Below are 20,690 nucleotides of genomic sequence, written 5' to 3'. Positions count from 1 at the left end.
TATCTAGAAATATCTTGAGACGTCCAAGTATTTTCTTTATTACTGGACTCTTATTAGAGAGTAAAACTAAGCCTGAGATAGGGCTTAAATATTAATATACGAGGGGAATAGGTTTATAGACATAGGAACCAGAGCGCTTGAAATTTTCAGGGATGTTACCGCCATTAAAAAATTCAACAGCCTTTATATAAGGAACTTCTTCTATAAAGAGAGAGGGGCTACCAGTTTCAAGAAGAGGGGATAATAGGGAATGGAGTTCAGAGGGAGAACCGACAAACTCACCTTGTGCTTCAATTTTATTTCGTTGCTTGGCGAATAATTCGATCGATGAAGTGAGACGTTCATCTATATAAGGTGCCCAGTTTTGCCACGCTTGAAATGCAGCAATAAAGTCTTCCCATTCCCATGTAATTGAGAAAATTGATACATTTTTTATCGGGTGGACTCGAAAAGTTAAGGAAGTGACAATTCCGAAGTTTCCACCACCGCCACCACGGCATGCCCAAAAAAGGTTAGAGTTCTCTTGTTCATTTGCACGAATGAGTTTTGCACCAAATTTTCCACATGCTTGTACCATTTCCACTTCCATTAATTGATCACATGTTAATCCATATAAGCGCGAAAGCATACCAATACCACCACCAAGTGCTAATCCAACAATTCCAACGCTTGCACTTGTACCAGCAGGAATTGTAACACCGTAATTCCAAAGTTCTTTATAAACAGTGCCAAGATTTGCACCAGCCTCAATTGTTGCTGTTAATTTCTCTGTATTAACAGTAATGCGATGCATTTCACTCACATCAATAATAAGTCCTCTATTTAAAAGAGAAAAATTTTCATAGCTATGACGTCCACTTCTTAACCGAAATGGTATATGACGTTCACGTGCCCATTTTAAGGCGTTACAGACATCCTTGTTATTTTGACAAAAAACAATAATACAAGGGAGTTTTGGAATACTTAAATTTAAATTCATTCGGGCTACGTCGTAGTCAGGATCTGTGGGAACAACGATACGACCTGTTAATTTTGTTTGCTTCAATTTATTACTCCTTTCTAAAATAATCAGAGTTTTTTATTAATATATGAAAAATGTCTGTAATACGCGTGGACAAGGAGAGGTGAAGAATGAGATTTACCTTTGTGAGAAATAAATAAAGCATAAGAATAAAGAATCTACATAGAGTTCAATGAAAACAGTTGCAAACTGTTCATATTTTGTTATGATAGTGTTACGAAAACGTTTGCATAAAATTTCCGATGGGATGCAAAAGGAGAGAATGACTATGAATAAGACATGGTGGAAAGAAGCGGTTGCTTATCAAATTTATCCACGAAGCTTTATGGATTCAAATGGTGATGGTATTGGAGATTTACAAGGTATTATTGCAAAACTGGATTATTTAAAAGATTTAGGTATAGATGTAATTTGGATTTGTCCAATGTATAAGTCGCCTAATGATGATAATGGTTATGATATTAGTGATTATCAAGATATTATGGATGAGTTTGGTACAATGGCAGACTTTGATGCTTTACTAGATGAAGTTCATAAGCGTGATATGAAGCTTATTATTGATTTAGTTATTAATCATACGAGTGATGAACATCCATGGTTTATTGAATCACGTTCATCTAAAGATAATCCGAAGCGTGATTGGTATATTTGGCATGATGGTAAAGATGGTGCGGAGCCAAACAACTGGGAAAGTATTTTTAATGGTTCGGCATGGGAATATGATGAAGAAACAGAACAATATTATTTACATTTATTCTCACGTAAACAACCAGATTTAAACTGGGAGAATAAAGAAGTTCGCGAAGTACTATACGATACGGTTAATTGGTGGCTTGATAAAGGTATTGATGGTTTCCGCGTTGATGCGATCAGTCATATTAAAAAAGAAGAAGGACTCAAGGATATGCCAAATCCAAAAGGGTTAAAATATGTGCCATCTTTTGATAAACATATGAATGTGAAAGGTATTCAACCTTTATTAGAAGAGCTAAAAGAAAATACATTCTCTAAGTACGATATTATGACTGTTGGTGAAGCAAATGGTGTTAAGATTGAAGATGCTGAGCTTTGGGTTGGAGAAGAGCAAGGTAAGTTCAATATGGTATTCCAATTTGAACATTTAAGTTTATGGGATGCAGAGAAGAAGAAAGACCTTGATGTTGTAGGATTGAAAAAAGTATTAACGAAATGGCAAAAAGGATTAGAAAATAAAGGATGGAACGCTTTATATATTGAGAATCACGATAAACCACGTATCGTTTCAACATGGGGAGATGATAAACAATATTGGCGTGAAAGTGCAACAGCTCTAGGGGCGATGTATTTCTTTATGCACGGTACACCTTTTATTTATCAAGGCCAAGAAATTGGTATGACAAATGTTCAGTTACCAAATATTGAAGATTACGATGATGTAGCAATTAAAAATTTATATCGCGAGAAAATTGCAGAGGGCGTACCACATCAAGATATGATGGAGATTATATGGGCTTCTTGCCGCGATAATTCACGTACACCTATGCAGTGGAATGATGAGATGAATGCTGGTTTCACGACAAGTACACCTTGGTTTAGCATGAATCCAAATTACAAAGAAATTAATGTTGAAAAGCAAAAAAATGAAGAAAAGTCTATTTTCAATTTCTATAAGAAAATGATTGCCCTGAAAAAAGAGCACGATGTACTGAACTATGGTACGTATGATTTACTTTTAGAAGACGATCCACAAATTTATGCATATACACGTACGTTACAGGATGAAAAAGTCATTGTAATTAGTAATATCTCAAAAGAGGAAGCTGTGTATAATGAGGGTTCATTTGCACTAGAACGCAAACGTTTGCTTTTAAATAACTATGAAGTTGCGGAACATGAAGAAGTAACAACAATTGCTTTAAAGCCTTATGAAACAAGGGTTTATCGCATTTCATAATAAAAAAGGATGCTCCTTGAGCATCTTTTTTTATGAAAAAAAATAAATTTCTATTGCAAAGTGAAAACGCTTTTATTAAAATAGATTTATGAAAACGGTTGCGTAAAGATAAAAATAAAGTAACATAAGGAATCGTTTTCATAAAGGGAACAGAAATTATAATTTAAATCATTATGTTTTTATAAATAAAGGGGAGGAAGAACAGATGAAAATTACGTCTTTTGATTTTTGGCAAAAGTTCGGGAAAGCGTTATTAGTTGTTGTAGCCGTAATGCCAGCAGCTGGTTTAATGATTTCCATCGGTAAGTTAATTGGTATGTCTGCTGGGGATGTTAACGCAGTTCATACAATCGCTCGCGTAATGGAAGACATCGGTTGGGCAATCATTACAAATCTACACATCTTATTCGCAGTAGCAATTGGGGGATCTTGGGCGAAAGATCGCGCGGGTGGTGCATTTGCAGCGCTATTAGCATTCGTCTTAACAAACCGAATTACAGGAGCTATATTTGGGGTAAACGCTGAAATGTTAGCGGATTCAAAAGCGAAAGTTTCTTCAGTAATAGCGGGAGATTTAATTGTAAAAGATTACTTTACTTCTGTACTTGGTGCACCTGCATTAAACATGGGAGTGTTCGTAGGGATCATCACAGGTTTCTTAGGAGCTACTTTATATAACAAATATTATAACTATAATAAACTGCCACAGGCATTAGCATTCTTTAATGGAAAACGATTTGTACCATTCGTTGTAATTCTTTGGTCTACAGTTACTGCGATTGTATTATCACTTCTATGGCCATTCATCCAAAGTGGGTTAAATGAATTTGGTCGCTGGATTGCAGCTTCAAAAGATAGTGCACCAGTTGTTGCACCGTTTGTATATGGAACGTTAGAGCGTTTATTATTACCATTTGGTTTACACCATATGTTAACGATTCCGATGAACTATACAGAGCTAGGCGGAACATATACGATGCTAACTGGTTCAAAAGTTGGACAAGTTGTAGCAGGACAAGATCCATTATGGCTTGCATGGATTACAGATTTAAATAATTTATTAGCAAATGGAGATACGAAGGCATATAACGATTTATTAAATAACGTTGTACCAGCTCGTTTCAAAGCTGGACAAGTTATCGGCTCAACAGCAGCGTTAATGGGGATTGCATTTGCGATGTTCCGTAACGTTGATAAAGAAAAGCGTGCAAAATATAAACCAATGTTTTTATCAGCAGCATTAGCAGTATTCTTAACAGGTGTAACAGAACCAATTGAATTCATGTTCATGTTTATTGCTCCAGTATTATATGTTGTATATGCTATTACAACAGGACTTGCATTCGCGCTAGCTGATTTAATTAACTTACGTGTTCATGCATTTGGATTTATTGAGTTAATTACTCGTACGCCAATGATGGTTAACGCAGGTTTAACAAGAGACTTAATCAACTTTGTTATTGTTTCATTAGTGTTCTTCGGTCTTAACTTTACACTATTTAATTTCTTAATTAAAAAATTCAATTTACCAACACCAGGGCGTGCAGGTAACTATATTGATAATGAAGATGAGGCATCAGAAGGAACAGGAAATGTACAAGACGGTTCATTAGCAACAAAAGTTATCGATTTATTAGGTGGAAAAGAAAATATTGCTGACGTAGATGCTTGTATGACAAGCTTACGTGTAACAGTAAAAGATTTAGATGTTGTTGCACCAGAAGCACAGTGGAAACAAAATGGTGCTTTAGGGCTTATTGTAAAAGATAAAGGTGTACAAGCGGTATATGGTCCGAAAGCTGACGTATTAAAGTCAGACATTCAAGATATGTTAGGTGCGTAATAATATGAAATTGCTAACTTTAAACTGTCATTCTTGGCAAGAAGAGAATCAAATAGAAAAGATACAATACCTTGCTAAAGTAATTCAAGAAGAAGAGTACGATGTCATCGCATTGCAAGAAGTAAGTCAGTCCATACAAGCTGAAAATGTATGCGGTAACAAGAAAGAAGATAATTTTGGACTTTTACTATTAGAAGAGTTAAAAGCGCTACATGTAAAAGATTACAATATTACTTGGGATTTCTCTCATATTGGTTATGACGTGTATGAAGAAGGATTAGCGATTATAACGAAGCATAATATTATAAAAGAAGATACGTTCTTCATTTCAGAAAACGAGGATACAACGTATTGGAAAACGCGTAAAATTGTAAGTGCAACAATTGCTTATAATGGTAAGGATATAACGTTTTACTCTTGTCATCTCGGTTGGTGGAATGATGAAGAAGAGTCATTCAAAGGTCAAGTCGATCGTTTGATGGAGCGTGTAGATAGCAATAAGCTCGCCTTCTTAATGGGGGATTTTAATAACAATGCTCGATTGAAAGGCGAAGGTTATGAGTATATGATGCAAAAAGGGTTGTATGACACATATGAATTAGCAATAGAGAAGGATGAAGGAACGACTGTCCAAGGCGAGATTGCTGGTTGGGATGAAAATAAACATAATTTGCGAATCGATCTAATATTGTGTAACCAAAGTAAAAAAGTTCATTCTTCAAAAGTTATTTTTAATGGTACAAACAGAAATGTAATTTCAGATCATTTCGGTGTAGAGGTTCAATTAGATATATAATAGAAGAAATCCTCACAGAGAATAAAAGCTGTGAGGATTTTTTTTAGGAATACAAGTATTTCCAAGAGAAAATACTTGTATTTTTTATGACATTTCATATATATTTGTTATTATTGAATGTAAAACCGATTTGGTCATTTTGTATTCATACTTTGACTCACTTCGTTATATAATGAAGTAAGTGAAAGTTAATGGGAAAAAATAGTACGTTTTTGGTTAATACACGATGTAGAAAGTGATATAATTGCAAAATGTATGTATCATTTTCTAAAGAAGGAAAAATATATAATTAGGTGATAACTTCTATGAAACAGATTTGGCGTATTTATAAGACAGATTTACGGAATGTAGCCAAACATTGGGCTGCAATTGTTATTGTTTTAGGATTAATGATTTTACCATCGTTATATGCATGGTTTAACATTAAAGCTTCTTGGGATCCGTATGGAAATACAAAAGAGGTTCCCATTGCAGTTTCTAACCAAGATGCAGGTTCTAATTTAAGAGGGAAAGATATTAATATCGGGAAAGAGATTGTAGACTCCCTTAAGAAAAACAAAAATCTTGGCTGGAAATTTGTAGATGAAAAACAAGCAATTTACGGAGTTGAGCGTGGAGATTATTATGCAAGTATTACGATTCCAAAAGATTTCTCTGAAAAAATTGCAACTGTTCTGGATGAAAATCCTAAAAAACCAGAACTGGATTACTATGTGAATGAAAAAGTAAACGCGATTGCACCGAAGATTACAGCAAAAGGTGCATCAGGTATTACAGAAGAAATTAGTAAAAACTTTGTAAAAACAGCAAACGGTGAGATTTTTAAAATTTTCAATGATCTTGGAATCGATTTAGAAACAAACTTACCAAGTATCGAAAAAGTAAAAGATCTTGTATTTAAGTTAGAAGCGCAGTTCCCAGAAATGAATACACTTATGGATAAGGCGTTAGATGATGCGACTCGAGCAGAAGATGTTGTAAAAGTAGCGCAAAAAGAGTTGCCTGTTGTAGAGAGTGTTATGAATGATGGGCAAGAAGCGTTAGGGAATTTAGATAAATTCTTTGCTAGAAATGATGAAACATTGAATCGCGCTCCGGGAACTATTAAAAATAATTTAACAGTAATGCAGCAGGGATTGGATGCTGCAGCGAAAATTACGGATTACTTAAAAAATCCGGCATTTGACTTTAATCTGACATTGCCAGATCCAGCTAAATTACCAGTCTTACCTAATATAACTATTCCACAAATACCAGAGATTCCAGCATTACCACAAGTGAATGGTGAAGGGTATAAAAATATTGCTAAAAATATTGATCAAACTGTAAACACTGTTTTCAATTCTACTCGTGTTGGAACGGCATATGTAAAGAGTGTTATGGATGGCCTTCAAAATAAAGGCGTGGATCCAGCTGTAGCACAGAAAAATGTGCAGGATGCTTCAAAGCTCCTCCAAGAGCGTATCGATAGTGTTTCATATTTGATTGATTTCTTTACAGCTTTCAAGGAATCAGCTTCCACGGAATTCGGTAAACAGTTCTTTGGAAACAGAGTGGAAAGTTTAACGGTGCTTAAAAATTCTATGGTGGATGCTAACAATAGGGTTAAGCATGTAGGAGATTTAATTAGTTCCGGACAAGAAGTTAAACAAGATGTGCGAGATGCTGTAAATCAAAAATTAGATGCAGTAAATAATTTAGTAAATCAAGCTGAAAAGGATTATAATGCAACGTTTGTAGCTGATTTTGAAAAAGCAGTAAGTACAGCTGAGCAACTGAAAAGTAAGGCTGAAAATGCGCAAGAAAATGCACAGCAGCTTAGAGGCAATTTAAATCAAGATATAAATAAGGCTAATGAGATATTAAACAATGGTAGAGAGAAATATGATAAAGCTGTAAATGATTACAGTAGATTAAAAACGGAGCTTGAAAAAGCAAGAGAAGACTTAAGTAACAAAGGTGTTAATGGATTAGATTCTACAAAAGTAGCCTTAAATGATGTGAATGGACAGTTCAAAGCAGGATGGAATTTAGTTAATGACATGATTCCAGTTCTGGAAAGTACAAATAAAGTGTTAGCTGATGTGAATAGTGATAAAAATCTTAATGGCACAATCGCTAAGTTAAATAAAGTAAAAGATGGTTTCCAAAAAGGAATCGATTTAACTGATAAAGGAATTGACGCTATTAATAAAGGTCAAAAACCAGCAGCAGATGTTATTGAAAGTATTAATCAAGTGTCTAAAAGTGTTTCGGGCCAAATTGGTGACATTTTAGCTAAATATGACTCAGAAATCACTCCAAATTTCAATGCAGCAATTGCTCGCACAAAAGAGATGTCTAAAAACACATCTCAAATTTTAAAAGAGGCAGACAAAAAGCTTCCAGATGTTAAAAAATTACTAGAAGATTCATCAAAAGGTTTAGTAGATGGTAAAAAGAAATTAGCAGACATTAAAGCTGAAATGCCAGCTACTGAGAAAAAGATTAAAGAATTAGCAGATAAAATTCGTGATTTTGAATCTGAAGAGGATTTAAAAGACATTATACGCTTATTGAAAAATGATGTTGAAAAGCAAAGTGATTACTTTGCGAATCCAGTAAATTTAAAAGAAAATAAATTATTTGCGATGCCGAACTACGGTTCAGCGATGTCACCATTCTATACAGTGCTTGCATTATGGGTAGGCGCATTATTAATGGTTTCATTATTAACGGTAGAAGTACACGAAGAGGGCGCGAATTATAAGAGCCATGAAATTTACTTCGGACGTTTATTAACATTCTTAACGATAGGTCTTTCACAAGCGTTTATCGTATCGATGGGAGATATATTCTTACTCGGTACGTACGTAGTCGATAAGTTCTGGTTTGTGTTATTTAGTTTATTTATTGGTGGAGTCTTCGTTTGTATCGTATACTCACTCGTTTCTATTTTCGGAAACGTTGGGAAATCGATGGCGATCATTTTACTTGTACTACAAGTAGCAGGATCGGGCGGAACATTCCCAATCCAAATGACACCAGCGTTCTTCCAAGCGATTTATCCGTTCTTACCATTCACATACGCAATTAGCGCAATTCGTGAAACAGTTGGCGGAATGCTTTGGGATATCGTAACGCGAGATTTACTTGTGTTAAGTGCTTTCGTAGTAGTTATGATTGTTGCTGCGTTATTACTGAAAACACCAATTAACAAATCAAGTGAAAAATTTGTTGAGAATGCAAAAGGAAGTAAAATCATTCACTAAAATAAAAGGTTCCTACCGATAGAGGTAGGAACCTTTTTGTTTAATCAAATTTTAATTTTTTTAATGCTTCCGCAAATGGGTTGTTTAATGGTTCTTCTTCTTTGTTCTGTTGTTTCATATATTTTTGAACGTCGCGCTTATCAGCTTTGTTTCCAGATTCTTTTTTACGTCTTTCTTGGAATGTTGATAATTTCTCGCGATAGCCACATTTACATGCAAAGATTTGTCCTGCACCCTCACCACGTAATTCTAGTTTCTTCTTACATTGCGGACAGCGAGCGTTTGTTGTACGAGATACATTTTTACGATGACCACATTCACGATCTTGGCATACGAGCATTTTTCCCTTTTTGCCGTTTACTTCTAGCATTGGTTTACCGCAATCTGGACAAGACTTCGTTGAAATGTTGTCATGTTTATATTTTTTATCGCTTGATTTAATTTCAGAAACGATTTCTTTCGTATAGTTCTTCATTTCAGAAATGAATACTTCTTTTTTCAATTTACCTTTTGCGATAGCCTCAAGTTTTTGTTCCCATTCACCAGTTAGTGTAGGAGATTTTAATTCTTCTGGTACTAAATCAAGTAACTGGCGACCTTTTGAAGTAATGTGAATATCTTTACCGCGTTTTTCAATTAAGAATGAATTGAATAGCTTGTCGATAATGTCTGCACGTGTCGCTACAGTACCTAATCCACCAGTCGATTTTAACGTATCAGCAAGTTGTTTATTTTGCGTATCCATATATTTTGTAGGATTCTCCATTGCTGAAAGTAAAGTCGCTTCGTTAAATCGTGCAGGTGCTTTTGTTTGACCTGATGTTTGCATAATTAACTTTACAGCTAATGTATCGCCTTTCTCAATGTGAGGTAGAAGTTGCTCTTTTACGTCATCAGTTACATCATCATCTTCAAAGCGATTTTCATATACTTCTTTCCAACCGGCATGTAGAATTGTTTTTCCGCGCGCAATGAACGTTTCATTGCCAACCTTTGTGCGTAACGTTAGTTGCTCATATTCGAATGCCGGGAATAACACAGCTAAGAAACGTTTTACAACTAAATCATAAATTTTGCGTTCTTTATCTGTGAATGCTGAGAAGTTAACGTATCCTTCTGTTGGAATAATCGCATGATGATCGCTTACTTTACTATCATCAACAAATGATTTGTTAGGTTTGATAGGCTTTTGTAATACTTTATGTGCGAAGGGACGGTATTCTCCAACACCACATGCTTTTAGACGTTCTGGAAGTGTTCCAACGATATCAGATGAAATGTAGCGTGAATCTGTACGAGGGTACGTTAGTACTTTATGCTGTTCATACAATTTTTGCATAATATTTAATGTTTCTTTAGCAGAGTAACCGAACTTTTTATTCGCATCACGTTGCAATTCAGTTAAATCGTAAAGACCAGGAGAGAATGACTTCTTCTGTTTCTTATCAATTTCCACAACAGTAGCATTTTGTTTATCTAAACGTTTTACAATACCATCGATTTTTTCTTTATTAAAACTACGGCTATTGCCATTTGCATCTTGCCAAGTAAGTTTGAGCTTCTCCATTGTTTGAGCTTCGATGCCGTAGTAAGTTTGTGCTTTGAAGTTCTTTATTTCATCCTCACGACTAGCAATCATAGCAACAGTAGGGGTTTGTACACGGCCGCAATTTAACTGGGCATTAAAGCGAGTCGTTAAAGCACGAGTTGCATTAAGACCGATATACCAGTCAGCTTCTGAACGTGCAACTGCTGAAGCGTATAAATTGTCATAGGCTTTACCTGGTTTTAAATTTGCAAAACCATCTTTAATTGCTTTATCGGTTACAGATGAAATCCATAGACGTTTGATCGGTTTATTAATGCGAACCTTATCAATAATCCAGCGAGCGACCAATTCTCCTTCACGTCCAGCATCTGTCGCTACAATAATTTCATTTACATCCTTTCTAAGTAGCTGGCTTTTCACAGCATTGAATTGTTTCCCAGTTTGTTTAATAACCGTTAATTTCAAACGCTCCGGTAGCATCGGTAAATCTTCTAAATTCCACTTTTTATATTTCACATCATAGCTTTCTGGGTCTGCTAATGTAACGAGATGGCCTAAAGCCCAAGTTACAATATATTTACTACCCTCAAGATAGCCGTTTCCTTTTTTATCACACTTCAGTACACGAGCAATATCTCGTGCAACGGAAGGTTTTTCAGCGATTACAACGCTTTTTGACATATTAAAAACATCCTTTCAAATTTCCATAAGTTAAATATAGCATACATCTTCTTGAGATTCAGTTTCGCTCCATATTTCAGCTGTTTTTAATGGAGTTAACAAAATCCCAACTGATTAAAGTTTCACTTTATCAGTTGCCTCTATATCAAATAGAAAAGTAAAGAACTTGTTATTTTACTAGAATAAGAGTAGACTTTGAAGTAGATGAATAAGAAACACATGGGAGTTTGTGGATACAAACTGAGAGTATGGCTACTAGTCCGTCATTGACCATTTGAACCTGTTGGATAATGCCAGCGTAGGGAGAGTGTAAAAGCACATATTCAGGCACTTTGCGTACGCGCAAAGTGTCTTTTTGTGTATCTCCCATCATTATAGTTAGGAGATGAAAAGGATGAATATGAAAGAAATTAGTAAAGTAGTGGATTTGGTGAGAGAATCTAATCCGCTTGTTCATAATATTACAAATGTTGTTGTAACAAATTTTACTGCTAACGGTTTGTTGGCACTTGGGGCATCGCCTGTAATGGCGTATGCGAAAGAAGAAGTAGCAGAAATGGCTAGCATTGCTGGAGCGTTAGTATTAAATATGGGGACACTTCGTCCTGAAGAAGTAGAAGCGATGTTACTCGCGGGTAAATCAGCAAATGCGAACAATGTGCCAGTACTATTTGATCCAGTTGGTGCAGGAGCAACTTCGTATCGAACAGAAGTTGCGAGACATATTCCGGCTGAAATTGAGTTAGCAATTATCCGCGGAAATGCAGCTGAAATAGCAAATGTTATTAATGAGAGATGGGAAATTAAAGGGGTAGACGCTGGTGCTGGAAATGGCAATGTCGTAAGTATTGCAAAGCAGGCAGCAGATGAACTAAATACAGTTGCAGTAATTACTGGAGAAGAAGATGTTGTTACAGATGGAGAGAGAACGATTGTTATTCGAAATGGTCACTCTATTTTAACGAAAGTTACGGGAACTGGTTGTTTACTAACTTCTGTAATAGGAGCATTTGTAGCAGTGGAAAAAGATTATGTAAAAGCAGCAGTAGCCGCATTAACATTTTATGGAGTAGCAGCGGAACTAGCAGCGGTTAAAACGGTAGAAAAAGGACCTGGTAGTTTCCAAATTGAATTTTTAAATCAGTTAGCGAATACTACTTCTAGTGATATTGAGAAATATGGAAAGATTGAGGAGTTAGAGTAAGAGGGAGTGAAAGAAATGGCACGCATTGAAATAGATAAAATGTCTAAGCTATTGCAAGTGTATTTTATTATGGGAAGTAATAACTGCACGAGGGATCCTTTAGCTGTATTGAAAGAAGCGTTAGATGGTGGAGTGACAATTTTTCAGTTTCGCGAGAAGGGGGAAGGTTCTTTAATCGGAGAAGATAGAGTGCGCTTTGCAAAAGAATTGCAGATGCTTTGTAAGGAATATAGTGTTCCTTTCATTGTAAATGATGATGTAGAATTAGCCATTGAATTAGATGCAGATGGTGTTCATGTAGGACAAGATGATGAAGGAATTACATCTGTTCGTGAAAAAATGGGAGATAAAATTATCGGCGTATCTGCTCATACAATTGAAGAAGCACGCTTTGCAATCGAAAATGGAGCAGATTATTTAGGCGTTGGACCTATTTTCCCAACGAGTACGAAAAAAGATACGAAAGCGGTTCAAGGAACGAAAGGATTAGCCTATTTTAGAGAACAAGGAATTACAGTGCCAATCGTTGGTATTGGTGGGATTACAATTGAAAATACAGCGGCAGTTATAGAAGCGGGTGCGGACGGTGTTTCAGTTATTTCAGCAATTAGTTTAGCTGAATCTGCGTATGAAAGTACGAGAAAATTAGCTGAAGAAGTAAAGAGAAGTTTGTAGGGAAGGACGTGTAGTATTTTAAGTGCTACATGGAGAAATAGACTGCCCCAAAATTTAAACAAACATTTGATTAAAAAAGCACAAACCTTTTTAAATAAAGGTTTGTGCTTTTTCTTTAAAACATAATTGAAATTAAGAGCATTCCAATTCCGATAGAAGTAAATGTTGCAATTAGGCCAGGAATCATAAAACTATGATTTAATACGTATTTACCGATACCTGTTGTACCAGTACGATCAAAGTTAATGGCAGCAACGATTGTTCCATAGTTTGGAATGAAGAAATATCCATTTACTGCAGGGAACATCGCAATCAGTAGCGCTGGTGGAATGCCAAGAGATAGTCCAAGTGGCATTAAGGCACGAACAGTTGCTGCTTGGCTGTACAGTAAAATAGATAGAATGAATAGTGCGATGGCAAATAGCCAAGGTGCACTTGTTACTAAATGCTGAATGGATCCTTGAATCATATTTAAGTTTCCATTAAAGAAAGTATCTCCCATCCAAGCGATACCGAAAATAGCAACAACTGCTGTTGCCCCTGCTTTAAAGACGTTACCAGACACAATGCTTTCTACATTGGGTTTACAGAAAATAATAATAAGAGCCGCGATAGTTAACATAACCATCTCAATTGTGTTCGGCATGGAAAGACGAGCTAACTTCCCATCAACTATCCATCCTGGACGAAGTGCTTCAAATGAACCAAGAAGTACAACAAGGAAGGTTCCTACTAGGAAAAGGATAACTGATAATTTTGCGCCCTTTACACCTACAAATTCTTTTTTCTCTTCAAGCTTAGGAATCATTCCTTCTTTTAATCGTTTTAAGTATTCAGGGTCTTCATTTAATTCTTTTCCCATCTTACTAGCAACGAATGCAGCTATCATACAAGCGATGAAAGTAGAAGGTATACTTACTTTTAAAATATCTAATAAGGTGATTTTATAGTCAGCTAACATTGCTAAAAGAGCAACTGTGGCAGCTGAAATTGGACTAGCTGTAATTGCTTGTTGAGAAGCGATTACGGCAATCGACATTGGGCGTTCCGGTCTAATCCCTGATTCACGAGAGACTTCTGCAATAACAGGAAGTACAGAATAGGCAACGTGACCAGTACCTGCACATAGTGTGAATAAATAAGTAACAATTGGAGCAAAAAAAGTAATACGCTTTGGATTTTTTCGTAATGTCTTTTCAGCTAGATGAACAAGATAGTCCATTCCTCCAGCAGCTTGCAAAGCACCAGCAGCTGTAATTACTGCCAAAATCATAAGCATTACATCGATAGGAGGCGCGGTTGGTTGTAGGTGGAAGACAAAAACGAGTATTGCCATACCAACTCCACCCATTACTCCTAAACCAACTCCGCCTAGGCGTGCACCAATAAAAATACAGAGTAACAAGGTAAGAAATTGTACCCAAAACATGATAAACTACCTCCGAAATTCATTAGTTAAGATATATTCGAATAGTTTAATTTGAATGGAAATTAAATAAATACCCGAATAAATCCTTGTTATTTATACATTTTTTATTATATAACACAAAAAAAGTAACATTCACGTACTTTTTGAAATTATTTTGAAAAAGCAATGCGTTAAAAATTTGTATTTATATCTCTAAATAAGTAGACATTTTGATTTATATGTTGTAATCTTTGAAAGAGAATAAATTAATTCTCATAGAACTCCCATATCGTTCAACTCGTTCAGCGAGAAAGGCAAACTGATGGAAACATGAGGACGCAAAACTACAGGAGCTAAGGTCGAAAGGCTACGCTAGCCAGTTACCGGACGGATAGGGTTGGTCTTGGCCAATGCTTTTACATTGGCTTTTTTTTATTCTCGAACATATTGAGAAACATTTTCAAACAAAATATCCATATATTTTGTTTTTTTGTTTGTGTTGATTAAGGAAGGTGGATATTAATGAAAAAATATTGGCATAAGTTATCGTTCCTTCAAAAGAACGTCTTATTAACCGTATTAGTTATTTTGACACTTGTTGGAAGTATGGGTGCATTAAGTTTCAATATGTTTCAAAATAGTATGATGTCTTTATTTGAAAGGCAGTCTATTGAAACAGGAGAAATAGTATTGAAAAAACTGGATGTAGAATTAGTTAGAGACATGGCGAAAGATCCTACAGCCGAAAAAGTGAAAAAAGAAAAGTTAACAGAGAAATTAGATGAAGTATCAAAAGAATTGAAAAGCGTTGGACAAACGTATGTTACAGGAGCAAAGCCGAATGAAAAGCGAGAATTACAACTCGTTGGTTTGACTACAGAGTTAACAAATGCGTTTCCTATAAAGCCGGGAGATTATTATGAACAACCCGCTCATTGGATGAAGGCATACGATAAAGTGATTGATACGAAAAAGGCTCAAATGACAGAAGTATATGAAGATGAAATAGGTTCGTGGGTGACAATATTAGAACCAATTACAGATGGAGAAAACAATATTATTGCAATTGTTGCCGCTGACTTAGATGCTTCCATTGTTCCTATTACAAAAGAGAAGTTTATGATACAGGGTTTACTCTTTATCATTATTTCATTAGCAATTGCGACTATTACTCAATTCTTTATCGTGCGTCACTCGCTAGCTCCATTAAAAGATTTACGAGAAGGGTTACGTAAAATTGGTGAAGGTGACTTGAGTATTAAATTAAAAGAAAGACCAGATGATATTGGAATTATTAATGTTTATTTCAATAACACGATTGAAAAGTTTAAAGGGATTATAGATAAAGTAAGGCAAACTGCTGAGCAAGTTTCTTCTTCTTCACAAGAATTGTCGGCGAGTACAGAGGAAAATAGCATGGCAGTTCAAGAGATTGCAAGTTCTATTGAAGGTTTAAGAGTAGGGGCACAGTCTCAAAAAACTTCAGTACAACAATGTTTAGGAATTGTACATGGAATGGAAGATAAGGTAGAAGAAATAACTGGGGCTGCAAAACAAGTTGCGGTTGCTTCTGAAGGTATGGAACAACATTCAATTGAAGGTAATGAAGTGATTGGACAAATTATTAATCAAATGAGTTTAATCCAAAATGCAGTACAAGATTTATCTTCCATCATTTATTCGTTAGAAACAAGGTCAAAAGAAATTAGTGATATCGTAACTGTAATTACAGGTATTTCAAATCAAACAAATTTATTAGCTTTAAATGCTTCTATTGAGGCTTCACGTGCTGGAGCAGCTGGAAGAGGGTTTGCAGTTGTTGCTGATGAAGTACGAAAATTAGCAGAACAAACGGAAGCGTCTGCTAAAGATATAGCGAAATTAATTGGTGAAACACAAGCTGAGACAGAAGATGCTGTAGTTTCCATGCAAAAAGGTTCAAGAGAAGTAGAAACTGGAATTTCGCTTGTTCAAAGTAGCGGTGATTTCTTTGAAAAAATCTCAAAATCAGCGCAATCTGTTACAGATCAAGTAAAAGCTGTTTCTGGTAATTCGAGTGATATTTTACAAAATAGCCAGAATATCGTTCAAGTCGTAAATGAATTATCACATATTGCAAATACTTATGCCAACAGCAGTAGTAATGTTGAAGAAAGCATGAAAGAGCAAGAAATATCAGTACAAGATATTGCAGAATTAGCGACTTCTTTAAGTTGGCTTTCTCAGGAATTACAAGAGCTTATTGGTGAGTTTAAAAGCGAATAAGGAGAATGTTCAATTCTAATCAAGGGGGTATCTCCGCTACTGATTATGAATTGAACGAATCTGCCCTTTAATAAGGGATGAAAAAGGTGTGAATTTTCACACCTTTATTATATTTAAGAGAGGAATTTACATAAATATGAAATTAGCAATTTCTTATAATGAGATGGTAAAAGAATTTTTAGGAAAAGTAGAAGGAAGTATTAAAATACCTAAAGATGTGCAAGGAACAGAACTTAGGATAAAAAGGAAAACGGAACTGTTTTCAAATTTGACTCACATTGTAGATTTAATAGGAGCGACTGCAACGTGGTTATATCATATTTCTAAAGAAAAACATATTGTCGTGCTTTATCATGTAAGAGGAAGTTTATTTCCAATTACTATTGAAGTTTCTAATTTTCTCTCCTATGAAAGTTTAAATTTACAAATTGAAGAGCAACTGGAGCAAATTAAAGAAATGAATGAGGAAGAAATAGAAGAGTTTCAAAACGGTAATACGTTATATGAAATGTCACCTATTATTATTGGTGAAACATATTATGAGCTACAAGACACGAATACATTACAATTTGTATTTAGTAAAAATATGCAAAGTGTAGAAATAATATTTAATAGTGTTAATTGGAAAGAGACAACGATTACTCGTTATGCACAACAAATACAAGGTGTTTTAATTAATAAATCACAAAATAAGAATAATCATATAAATGATTTTAATATTATTACAGAGGCCGAGATGGCACTTTATAGTCAAGTGAATGATACGACAGCAGTATATCCTGAGAAAAGTATCGTCGATATGTTCTATAATACTGTTACTCAATTTCCAAATCGTATAGCTTTATCTTCAAGGGAAGGTACTTTAACTTATGAGGAGCTAAATAAAAAAAGTAATCAAATAGCTCATATGTTAATTAAAAACGGCGTCCAATTAGGAGACTATGTTGGAATATTTATGAAACGTAGCATAGACACAGTAGTAAGTATGGTAGCTATATTAAAAGCTGGTGCAGCGTATGTTCCGATTGATCCAGATTATCCGGAAAGTAGAATACAGTACATTATTCAAGATAGCCAAGCGAAAGTTATATTGATGAAAGAGACGCCTATAACATGTGATGGGGTTCAAACAGTTTCAATGTATGATAGTGAAACTTATGAAGATACAGATGTAAAGTTGTCTATTCATTGTGATGATATAGCTTATATGATTTATACATCTGGTTCAACAGGGAATCCAAAGGGAACGATGTTAGCACATAGAGGCGTTGTTAATCTGTATACTTGGATGAAAAAGCAATATGAATTGACAGAAGAGGATGTATTTGCCCAATTTCCTTCCTTTAGTTTCGATGCTTCTGTATGGGAGTCATTTGCTTCTTTATTCTGTGGAGGAAACTTATATGTACTATTAGAGGAAGAGCGATTGTCTGTAGAAGCATTTGCAAATGCAATCTATAAAGTGAAAGCAACTTCAATCTTGGCATTAGCAACAATTTTTGTTCGACAAGTAGCAACTTATTTAGCAGAAGAAGATATATATAAGCTAGCTTCCCTAAAAAGAATTGCGATTGGCGGTGAAATGTTGCCTGTAGAGGTTATTAAATTGTGGAGAGAAAGAATAGGTACAAATGTTGAAATTCATAATGTATACGGACCGACAGAATGTACTGTAGTGACGACAACCTATAAAATACCTAGTCAGTTAAATGAGGATGTTGCGAGTATTCCCATTGGTAAACCATGTGCTAATTATCAAGTTATGATTTTGGATGAGAATATGAATCTTTGTCCAATTGGTGTACCTGGTGAATTATATATAGATTCAGTGGGATTAGCAAAAGGGTATTTTAATAAGCCTAATAAAACAATTGAAGCTTTTATTCCGAACTCTTTTAATCCTATAGTTAATATATATAAAACAGGTGATATCGTTAAGTTGCTAGAGGATGGAAATATAGAGTTTTTACATCGGAAAGATGATCAAGTAAAAATTAGAGGACATCGTATTGAACTAGGCGAAATCCAAAGTAAAATTTCTCAAAATCATAATATAAAAGAAAATGCTGTTTTTGCTAAGAAGAGTAAGGAAGGTAGCCAATATTTAATCGCGTTCTATACAACTTTAAATAAAAAAGAAATACCAGAATTAGTTTATCAGTTACAAGAGCAATTACCAGATTATATGGTGCCATCTAAACTAATTTATATTAATGAATTGCCACTTACACCTAATAAAAAGATTGATGTTAAGAAGTTAGCTCAGTTAGAAGAAAAGTATGAACCGGTTCGGCTACAAGAATATGTTGCACCTTCTAATAAAGCAGAAAAACAAATAGCGAACGCCTGGGCGGAAGTATTAGGAATTTCAAAAGTTGGAGTGCATGATGATTTCTTTACAATTGGTGGACATTCATTAAAAGTATTACGAGTCTTAACATTGTTAAAAGAAGATTTCTCACATTTAACAATTCAAGATTTCTTTAAAGAAAGAACGATATATGGATTAGCTCGAATTGAGCGAGAAGTAAAAGTAGAGAAAGAAGAAGTATTTCGTGAATATAAAGTGATTCACGAACCAGATACTATCACGTATGCAAACGTTTTGGAAGAAAACCAGATTTCAAATGTCTTTTTAACAGGAGCTACTGGTTATTTAGGATCACACATATTATATGAATTGTTGAGAGATACATCTGCTACTATTTATTGTTTAGTAAGACCAACTAAAGATGTGCAGCAAAGAATTATAGATACATTAACAGGCTACTTTAATGATGTATGTGAAGAATGGTTACAGCGTATACAGGCCGTAGCTGGTGATCTGGGAGAAGAGTATCTTGGGATGAGCGAAGAAGAATTTATGTTCATCAGTTCTAAGATGGATACGATAATTCATTGCGGTGCAGATGTAAGACATTTTGGAGATGTAAAACAATTTGAAAATATAAATGTCCAAGGAACTAGCCGTATGCTAACATTAGCGGAGAAAGGTGCTACATTCCATTTTATTTCTACAATTGGTATCCCGTTAGAATTAGCGGTAGATCAATGGGATACATACATGAAAACTGGTGATTTTAATTACAGTGTAGACTTAGAGAATGTATATTCAAATAGTAAACTACAAGCGGAAAACATTGTTCGTGAAGCAATGAAAAATGGTTTGCGTGGAAATATTTATCGTGCAGGTAATTTAGCATGTCATTCAGAAACAGGTTCGTTCCAACAAAATATTGAAGGAAACGCATTTTATCGTCTTATTAAAACAATGCTATTAATTGGGAAAGCACCAAATGTGAAGTGGAAAGTTGATTTCACACCAATTGATTTTGCTAGTAAATCAATTGTATCGTATTTGCAAGATGCGCAAATTATAGGAGAGACGTTACATATTTGTCATCCACATCAAATTGAGTTTGAACAATTTATACAGATAATTGGAGAGTGTGGATACAATCTTGAAATGGTTCCACTTTCAGAATATGTAAATACCGGACTTGCATTAGCGAAGGGAAATGAAGTAATAGCAGAGTTAATTGCTTCTCAAGTTGCAGGAGATGGAGCGCAGCAATCTGAAATTGTAATGGGTACGCGTAGAACGAATAAATGGATTAAGAAAAAAGAATTGATAGTACCAGCAATTAATAAAGAATTTATTCAGCAGTTATTAGCTCATGGTGAAAAAGTTAGTTATTTTCCAAAAATAATGAAATGATTATGCATGCTTTTGTTTGTTCAATAAAATAAATCATGCTACAATGAAAACGAATTAAGGACCGGGGAGCCAATTGGCTGAGAGGATGTAAGTAAACATCGACCCTCAACCTGATCTGGATAATGCCAGCGTAGGGAGTTACTTAAAGTGATGTAGCATATGTTATTCTGTAATAACTTGCATACAAGGCTTTCCTACGCAGTAGGAAAGCCTTTTCTTATTTTTGAAATTTAATTTTATAAGACCTGCGGTAGTATGTCAACTGAAAAATAATATCTTTTGAAGTTATCAAAGGACAAATTGCTTAAAAAAGACATCACGAAACTAGACCAGTATTTTATGTAAA

General features: G+C 35.0%; 10 protein-coding genes, 1 pseudogene and 3 riboswitches. Of the genes and pseudogenes, 8 read left to right on the top strand and 3 right to left on the bottom strand.

What is annotated here, in order from left to right:
* Nucleotides 1-100: 100 nt before the first annotated feature.
* Nucleotides 101-1,045 (bottom strand): annotated as a pseudogene (locus MR168_RS25370) (FAD-binding oxidoreductase); the annotation flags it as partial.
* 244 nt (nucleotides 1,046-1,289) lie between these two features.
* On the opposite strand from MR168_RS25370, the gene MR168_RS25365 reads away from it, so the two are divergent.
* The 4 genes from MR168_RS25365 to MR168_RS25350 all read left to right on the top strand — a co-directional run bounded on the left by MR168_RS25365 (nucleotide 1,290) and on the right by MR168_RS25350 (nucleotide 8,844).
* On the top strand, nucleotides 1,290-2,954 hold the full coding sequence (locus MR168_RS25365; RefSeq protein ID WP_001044710.1) for a glycoside hydrolase family 13 protein: 1,665 nt from the start codon (nucleotides 1,290-1,292) through the stop codon (nucleotides 2,952-2,954).
* 205 nt (nucleotides 2,955-3,159) lie between these two features.
* Complete coding sequence (locus tag MR168_RS25360) at nucleotides 3,160-4,797, top strand: PTS transporter subunit IIBC (protein ID WP_242291577.1); 1,638 nt, start codon at nucleotides 3,160-3,162, stop codon at nucleotides 4,795-4,797.
* 4 nt (nucleotides 4,798-4,801) lie between these two features.
* Nucleotides 4,802-5,593, top strand: a complete 792-nt coding sequence (locus tag MR168_RS25355; protein WP_000771986.1) for an endonuclease/exonuclease/phosphatase family protein — start codon at nucleotides 4,802-4,804, stop codon at nucleotides 5,591-5,593.
* Between the two features lie 305 nt (nucleotides 5,594-5,898).
* The gene (locus MR168_RS25350; protein WP_016121528.1) at nucleotides 5,899-8,844 is read left to right on the top strand and encodes a YhgE/Pip domain-containing protein; all 2,946 of its coding nucleotides are present in this window, start codon (nucleotides 5,899-5,901) and stop codon (nucleotides 8,842-8,844) included.
* Nucleotides 8,845-8,884: 40 nt separating this feature from the next.
* Here MR168_RS25350 and topB read toward each other — a convergent pair whose 3' ends face one another.
* A complete protein-coding gene (topB, locus tag MR168_RS25345) occupies nucleotides 8,885-11,074 on the bottom strand; it encodes a DNA topoisomerase III (RefSeq protein WP_069604063.1) in 2,190 nt (729 codons plus the stop codon).
* A gap of 209 nt (nucleotides 11,075-11,283) precedes the next feature.
* Nucleotides 11,284-11,396, top strand: a riboswitch (TPP riboswitch).
* A 72-nt stretch (nucleotides 11,397-11,468) separates the two neighbouring features.
* Here topB and thiM point away from each other — a divergent pair.
* A complete protein-coding gene (gene thiM, locus MR168_RS25340; RefSeq protein ID WP_086412081.1) occupies nucleotides 11,469-12,278 on the top strand; it encodes a hydroxyethylthiazole kinase in 810 nt (269 codons plus the stop codon).
* 15 nt (nucleotides 12,279-12,293) lie between these two features.
* A complete protein-coding gene (gene thiE / locus MR168_RS25335; protein ID WP_086412080.1) occupies nucleotides 12,294-12,953 on the top strand; it encodes a thiamine phosphate synthase in 660 nt (219 codons plus the stop codon).
* Between the two features lie 115 nt (nucleotides 12,954-13,068).
* On the opposite strand, the gene MR168_RS25330 is transcribed toward thiE, so the two are convergent.
* On the bottom strand, nucleotides 13,069-14,382 hold the full coding sequence (locus tag MR168_RS25330; RefSeq protein ID WP_086412079.1) for an anaerobic C4-dicarboxylate transporter family protein: 1,314 nt from the start codon (nucleotides 14,380-14,382) through the stop codon (nucleotides 13,069-13,071).
* A gap of 282 nt (nucleotides 14,383-14,664) precedes the next feature.
* Nucleotides 14,665-14,749, top strand: a riboswitch (cyclic di-GMP riboswitch).
* Nucleotides 14,750-14,883: 134 nt separating this feature from the next.
* Between MR168_RS25330 and MR168_RS25325 the strand changes: the two genes are divergently transcribed.
* Both MR168_RS25325 and MR168_RS25320 read left to right on the top strand, forming a co-directional pair.
* Nucleotides 14,884-16,626, top strand: coding sequence for a methyl-accepting chemotaxis protein (locus MR168_RS25325; RefSeq protein WP_049106499.1), 1,743 nt, complete (start codon nucleotides 14,884-14,886; stop codon nucleotides 16,624-16,626).
* 136 nt (nucleotides 16,627-16,762) lie between these two features.
* Nucleotides 16,763-20,344: a non-ribosomal peptide synthetase family protein gene (locus MR168_RS25320; RefSeq protein WP_103597610.1), complete on the top strand. Its 3,582-nt coding sequence runs from the start codon at nucleotides 16,763-16,765 to the stop codon at nucleotides 20,342-20,344.
* A gap of 52 nt (nucleotides 20,345-20,396) precedes the next feature.
* A riboswitch (TPP riboswitch) is annotated at nucleotides 20,397-20,498 on the top strand.
* Nucleotides 20,499-20,690: the final 192 nt, after the last annotated feature.

Source organism: Bacillus cereus group sp. BfR-BA-01356 (assembly GCF_022663635.1).
In the GTDB taxonomy this organism is placed as follows: Bacteria; Bacillota; Bacilli; order Bacillales; family Bacillaceae_G; genus Bacillus_A; species Bacillus_A cereus.
This window is presented reverse-complemented; position numbering and strand designations above follow the sequence as displayed.

Excerpts from the sequence above, each read along its gene's own strand:
- MR168_RS25365 (WP_001044710.1), top strand. The coding sequence starts at position 1,290 with ATGAATAAGACATGGTGGAAAGAAGCGGTTGCTTATCAAATTTATCCA.
- MR168_RS25360 (WP_242291577.1), top strand. The coding sequence starts at position 3,160 with ATGAAAATTACGTCTTTTGATTTTTGGCAAAAGTTCGGGAAAGCGTTA.
- MR168_RS25355 (WP_000771986.1), top strand. The coding sequence starts at position 4,802 with ATGAAATTGCTAACTTTAAACTGTCATTCTTGGCAAGAAGAGAATCAA.
- MR168_RS25350 (WP_016121528.1), top strand. The coding sequence starts at position 5,899 with ATGAAACAGATTTGGCGTATTTATAAGACAGATTTACGGAATGTAGCC.
- topB (WP_069604063.1), bottom strand. The coding sequence starts at position 11,074 with ATGTCAAAAAGCGTTGTAATCGCTGAAAAACCTTCCGTTGCACGAGAT.
- thiM (WP_086412081.1), top strand. The coding sequence starts at position 11,469 with ATGAATATGAAAGAAATTAGTAAAGTAGTGGATTTGGTGAGAGAATCT.
- thiE (WP_086412080.1), top strand. The coding sequence starts at position 12,294 with ATGGCACGCATTGAAATAGATAAAATGTCTAAGCTATTGCAAGTGTAT.
- MR168_RS25330 (WP_086412079.1), bottom strand. The coding sequence starts at position 14,382 with ATGTTTTGGGTACAATTTCTTACCTTGTTACTCTGTATTTTTATTGGT.
- MR168_RS25325 (WP_049106499.1), top strand. The coding sequence starts at position 14,884 with ATGAAAAAATATTGGCATAAGTTATCGTTCCTTCAAAAGAACGTCTTA.
- MR168_RS25320 (WP_103597610.1), top strand. The coding sequence starts at position 16,763 with ATGAAATTAGCAATTTCTTATAATGAGATGGTAAAAGAATTTTTAGGA.